The sequence below is a fragment of the Paracoccus sp. TRP genome (assembly GCF_000185925.1).
Classification (GTDB): Bacteria; Pseudomonadota; Alphaproteobacteria; order Rhodobacterales; family Rhodobacteraceae; genus Paracoccus; species Paracoccus kondratievae.
Window position 1 is genome coordinate 1 of record NZ_AEPN01000084.1, and the last position, 5703, is coordinate 5703.

The following is a 5703-nucleotide window of genomic DNA, read 5'->3' on the forward strand; positions in this document are numbered from 1 at the left end:
CGGGTCACGTCTCGACGGAAATCAACAGTAAGGTGACAAGAATTGGTCAAAACCGCAAGTTGCACAGCATGCTTCCAGGCCGGCGATGCATGCGCAATCGCTCAGATCGGAGCTTTCCCTATGATGTATTTCGTCGCATCGCCTTGCAACCAACATCGCTGGCGGTAACACTGCCTGCAGCTCATTGAGCGACCGCAGTCCCTGTCTTATCGGCGGATGAAGTGGCGCCGCGGGTCTTGACGCACTATTGTAAGCCGTCCGGGCACCCGGCGGGAACGGGAGTTTTGCATGCTGGCAAGCATCAGGAAGATTTTCCAGTCCGACACCTTCATTCCGACCTCGGCTGTATTTCCCAGCATCGACAACTTGCAGCTCGCGCGCGAGTTGCGGCTTGAAGAGCAAGGCCAGAAACGTGGCGCGGCCAACCAGCCGCCTGCCGATGCCAAAGTCTTGGACCCGGTGGAGATCGAGGCCATCTCCGCCATCGAGGAGCGGCGGAGGAAAGGGCTCGAGAACTTCGAGCAGAATCGCTCCGTCTATGCGGCGAGACTGACGCGCACGGCCGGCATCGCGCAGGAAATCAAGACCTCGGCCGGACGGGCCAGGAACGATTTCGGGACCGCGACACAGAAGTGGCGCAACTCGATCGTCTCTGCCCGCGAGCGACTGAACGAAACCTACAGCTACAGGAAGACCTTTCGGGAGCAGCATGGCCTGGTCCGACCGGCCAAGCAATTCAACGGCTGGGCGAACGTGGTCTTGCTGGCCGCGATCCTGATCGTAGTCGAGGCCGGCATGAACAGCTACCTTTTCGCGAAGGGCAACGAGTTCGGCCTGCTCGGCGGCGGCATCGCGGCTCTGCTCTTCTCGCTCGTCAACGTGACTGCATGCCTGATGCTGGGCTATTTCGCCCACAATTCGAACCATCGGAATCCGGGCTGGAAGCTTTTCGGCATTTTCCTCATCCTCTTCTGGATTGTTTTCGCCGCGACCATCAACCTCGGCATCGCTCATTTCAGGGACGGGCTCGAGGCTGGCGTGGCCTGGACCGAGGCTGCCTCGGGCGCCATCCGGAAGCTGCTGAACTCTCCGCTCGACTTGGGAACGATCGAGTCCTGGCTACTCATGGCCATCGGGCTCATCATCTCCGTGGTGTCGTTCCTCAAGGGCTGGTTCACCGACGATCCCTACCCGGAATACGGTGCCCTGGAGCGCTCCCTGGAGGACGCCCGCCTAGAATACGAAGGGCGCCTTCAGGATGCGCTGGCCGAGCTTCAGCAGGTGCGCGACCAGGCGATTGAGGAGTTCACCGAAACGAACGAGCTGGTGAAGGAAGCCGTCAGCGAAGCCATCGACGCGCTCTACGGGCATACAACGCTTTCCCAGCACCTGGGCACCTTCCTCGACCAGTGCGACCTCGCGGCCGCGCAGCTCCTCGCCATCTATCGCGACGCGAACTGGAGCGCGCGCACCGAGCCGGCGCCCCAGACCTTCAACGAAGGCCATACGTTCCGGACCTTCGTCCCTGCTCCCGTCCAGGAAGGCCTGAAGGATACGGCGCAAGCCGAGGCCATGAAGGTCGACCAGATCATCACGGAAGAGACCCAGCGGCTCTTCGACCTCTTCGATGAAGCCCGGCGTGAGTTCATGGATCTCGACATCGCCCAGTCCGGCTCCGGCCGACCTGCTCCGGGCGCCGAACAGCCCGTCCTGCGTGCCGTGCGCTCGGAACACCTTGCTGCGGAGCGCTGAAGATGGCCGTCAAACAAAAACCCGCCCGGTACAGCCGGGCCAGGAAGCCTTCGCGCAAGGTGTCGCACAGCCGGAACGCCCGGGGCTCGGCAAACCCTTGGCTCGCTGCGGGCGCAGCTCTGGCCGGGGCGGCCGTGATCGCCGCCTTCATCCAGATGCAGCGCACCGAACAGAAGCTTGCGATCAACGAGGACACCCTCTGCCCGGTGGCCGGACCCGTGGCCATCTCGGCCGTGCTGATCGACGCCACGGACACCCTCGATCCCGTTCAGGTGGCATCCGTCCGCCAGCTGGTCGAGCGGCAGATCCGGGACGCGGCGCCCGGAACCCTCTTCGCCTTCGGCGTAGTCGCCGAGGATCCGGCAGAGCGGGGTGCGACCCGCGCACTCTGCAAGCCCCGCGCCGGCACGGACGTGAGCCAGATCACACAGAACGTGACGGCCGTTCAGAAGCGCTATGACGAGCGCTTCCTCGGTCCTGTGCGCGAGATCCTGGCGACACTCGGAACGGCCGGCGAAGCGAACTCGTCCCCGATCATGGAATCCCTGCAATCGATCCTTACCGGCACGCCGGAATTTCTCTCGTTCGAGGGACCGAAGCAGGTGGTGCTCATTTCCGACCTGCTCCAGCACAGCGAGGCCATGAGCTTCTACCGGGGCGAAGACTGGCAGAGCTTCTCGAGTTCGGCTGCCTTCGGGCGCATGTCGGAAAACCTCCGGGGCGCGGATGTGACCATCTACCAGATCTCCCGACCGCCCCTGGCCAGGATCCAGGATCCGGCCGTGGTCGAGGATTTCTGGGCCCGCTACCTCGACCGCCAGGGCGCCCGTCCGCCCGAGCTCATCCGCGTGGGAGATCTCTGATGGCGCGCAAACCCTATCGACGCATTCATGACGTGGCTCCGCGGCAGGGCCTCGACAAGGTCTTCCTGATTGCTGCCTTCGCTGTCGGGGCAAGTGGCAACCTGATGCTCAAGGCTGCGGGAGTTCATCCCTTCATGGCCGCCGGCTTCAGCGCCGTGGTGCTCATTGCCTATGCCTTCCTCACCTGGAGCCTGACCAGGCTGCAGCTCGAACCCGACACGATCGGCGACAACTGCTACTACCTCGGGTTCCTGTTCACCCTGATCAGCCTTGCGGCGACACTCTACACCGTGGTCCAGACAGGCGCGCAGGAGCGCGCCGCGATCATTCCGGAGGTCATCTCCGGCTTTGGCGTGGCGCTCGTCTCCACGATCGCCGGCGTCTTCCTGCGTGTCCTCATGATGCAGGTCCGTGTCGACATCGTGGCCCGCGAGAAGGAAACGCGGTTCGAGCTCAACCGCGATACCCGGACGTTCCGGACCGACCTCGCCCAGAGCGTCCGCCAGATCAAGGCCTTCACCGTCGAGTCCCTCCAGCACAGCCGGGAGCGTGAGGACGCAATGCGGCGCGAGATCGATGCCGTGGTCAGCGCCTGCGCGGAGCAGATGGCAAGCCTGGCAGAAACGGTGGACAAGGCCGTGGCGCGGGCTGCCAGCGAAGCCACCACCGCGGCCATCAAGAGCATCGAGGAACTGACGGAAGCCGCAGCCGGCAAGGTGCTCGACACGCTGAGGAAAGGTGCGTCCGAGATCGACCAGCGTGCCCACGCCCTCGTGGGCGAGCGGGAGGCGGTCCTGGTGGAAGCCGAGGCCATGCGGACCCAGCTCCGCGATTTCGCAACGGCGCTCACGGGCGAACTCAAGGCTGCCAGCGAGGGCATACGGAATGCCGTGATGGCAGATATCGAGGCCATGGTGGAGGCCCAGGCTCATCTTTCCGCCTCGAGCGAAGCGGCCGGGAAAGCACGCGCCTTCCTGATGAAGGAAGTGGGTGAGCTCACGAAATGCATTGACATGTTCGCAGCTGCCACGAACCAGCACAGTGGGGCGCTCGCAGCGGCCATGGAGAAGCAACAGCTGGTGGACGCGGGCATCTCCGACATGGCGGCGCGCCTCGACGCCGCCACCTCACAGGCAGCCGCAGCCACCAGGCGGTCCGTTGATGCGCTTGTCAGTGCCTCGCAGCATCTGACGGGCAGCCTGGGCATGCTGGAACACTCGGCACAAAAGGCCGAAGCCAAGATTCTCGACCTGCAGGATCGTGCTGCCCGCCCGGATCGACCGGCAGCAGAACACGACAGCGGCACCGGCTCTATCGCGAGCACCGCGTAATGCGTGCCGGCGACGCACAGGGCCAGGCGGCCGAGAACCTGGACACGGGGTACAAGCGTGGCGCCGTGATGGGGCTTACCGTCGCGGAAGCCTTCATCCTGCTCTCCTTCTGCCTGATGCTTCTCTTCACCTGGTGGCAGGTCGAGGCCGAGGAGCGCCAGGACGCGCTCCTCGAGAGCTTCGGCGACCTCACCCCGGAGCAGAAGCAGGCCATCCTCTCCGTCATCGACCACGGGTCAGCGGCAGCCATGGCCGCCCTGGCGAAAGAAGGCGATCTGGCCCGCGCCGCACGAGAGAAGGATCTCACCGAACTGATCCCGGCCCTCGCCCTGCTTCCGGAGGAGCAGCGCAAGGCGCTTGCCGACATGATCAAGGATGGCACCCTTGCGGAGGTGATCGAAAAGACGGGCGGCGGCGATCCCGAGGCGCTGGCTGCCCTCGCTCGCGACAAGGAACTTGCCACGCTTGTGTCGAAAAACGACCTCGAGCGTATCGCCCGCGGGCTCGTGCAACTGCCACCCGAACAGCGCCAGGCCCTCACCGACCTGGTCGAGAGCAGGAAGGTCGGAACCCTGATGGAGGCGGCCGACGGCATGGAGGCGCAGCGCAGCACCGATCAGCGCCTGGCGCAGGCCACCCGGAGGCTCGAGGAGACGGCCGCCAACCAGAAACGCCTCATTGACACCTTGGAGGAGCGGCTCGGAGCAACGATCCGGGAAGCTGGCGGTGAAATCTCCGCCGACGGTACGATCAGCCTGCCGCAGTCGGTGCTCTTCGACGTCAACCAGGACCGGATCAAGGATCCCGAGTTCCTTGCCTCATTCTGCCGGCCCTGGCTTGCAACGCTCCAGGAGTCCGGGATCGACATCTCGGAACTGAAGATCGAGGGCCATGCCTCGAGCGAAGGTCCACCGAGCTACGGGCCGGAGGCCTCGTTCCTCTACAACCTGGATCTGTCACAGAGGCGTGCGCAGAACGCCCTCAGGGTCTGCCTTGACGCCACGAGCAACAGCGCCTCGCAGGACTGGGCGCGCCAGCACCTGGCCGCTGTGGGCTATTCCTCGACACGCCTTGTGACCGATACCGAGGGCAACGAGGACCGGGAGCGCTCGCGGCGCGTCATGTTCTCGGTCACCCCGGACCAGGAGCGGCTGATCGAGGAAATCGGACGCGACCTTAATGCATCGACTACCCAAGCCTTGCCGGCCGAGACGGAAGGCTCGGGCATCATCGGAGTGCCGCGGATCATCGACGGCGACACTCTCGAGGTCTCAGGAACACGCATCCGCCTGTTCGGCATTGACGCACCCGAGATGTCGCAGACCTGCGGCGTCGAGGACAATCCGATGTTCGCTTGCGGAAAGATCGCCTCCGACTGGCTGAAGGAAGAGATCGGCTCACGAGAGGTCGAGTGCCAGCCATCGGACACGGATGTCTATGGGCGGACGGTCGCGACCTGCTTCGTCGCAGGCAAGGACATCGCCGAGAACATGGTCGCCTCCGGTTACGCGGCACCATTCGTCCGCTACACGGACAGGTACGTGGAAATGGGAAGGGCGGCTGAGCAAACCAGAGAGGGCCTGTGGGCTGTGGGCTTCGAGCCGCCTTGGGAGTTCCGAGCAGGACGGTGACCAATCCAAGCGCGTGGGAACGAATGAAAGTATCTTCCATGAGGTAGCACTTTGGGCTGAGATAGCAGTTGCACCGATTTCTTTTAAAGTCACCTGTACTAGGTCATGTTGACAAATGGCGAAGCC

The 5703-nt window shown here is 64.0% G+C and carries 5 protein-coding genes; all 5 read left to right on the forward strand.

Translation table 11 applies throughout. From position 1 onward, the window contains the following. On the forward strand, window positions 1–188 hold a 188-nt coding region (locus PARACOCCUSGL_RS22540; protein ID WP_237701586.1), incomplete at its 5' end, for a hypothetical protein. Window positions 189–288: 100 nt separating this feature from the next. Then, the gene (locus PARACOCCUSGL_RS0119475) at window positions 289–1752 is read left to right on the forward strand and encodes a hypothetical protein (RefSeq protein WP_010400542.1); all 1464 of its coding nucleotides are present in this window, start codon (window positions 289–291) and stop codon (window positions 1750–1752) included. A gap of 2 nt (window positions 1753–1754) precedes the next feature. Then, window positions 1755–2615, forward strand: coding sequence for a hypothetical protein (locus tag PARACOCCUSGL_RS0119480; protein WP_010400544.1), 861 nt, complete (start codon window positions 1755–1757; stop codon window positions 2613–2615). Next, a complete protein-coding gene (locus PARACOCCUSGL_RS0119485) occupies window positions 2615–3946 on the forward strand; it encodes a hypothetical protein (RefSeq protein ID WP_010400546.1) in 1332 nt (443 codons plus the stop codon). The genes PARACOCCUSGL_RS0119480 and PARACOCCUSGL_RS0119485 overlap by 1 nt, the downstream gene beginning before the upstream one ends. Further along, window positions 3946–5577 carry a thermonuclease family protein gene (locus PARACOCCUSGL_RS21310; protein WP_010400549.1) on the forward strand — a complete coding sequence of 544 codons (1632 nt, stop codon included), beginning with the start codon at window positions 3946–3948 and terminating at the stop codon, window positions 5575–5577. The genes PARACOCCUSGL_RS0119485 and PARACOCCUSGL_RS21310 overlap by 1 nt, the downstream gene beginning before the upstream one ends. Window positions 5578–5703 lie beyond the last annotated feature (126 nt).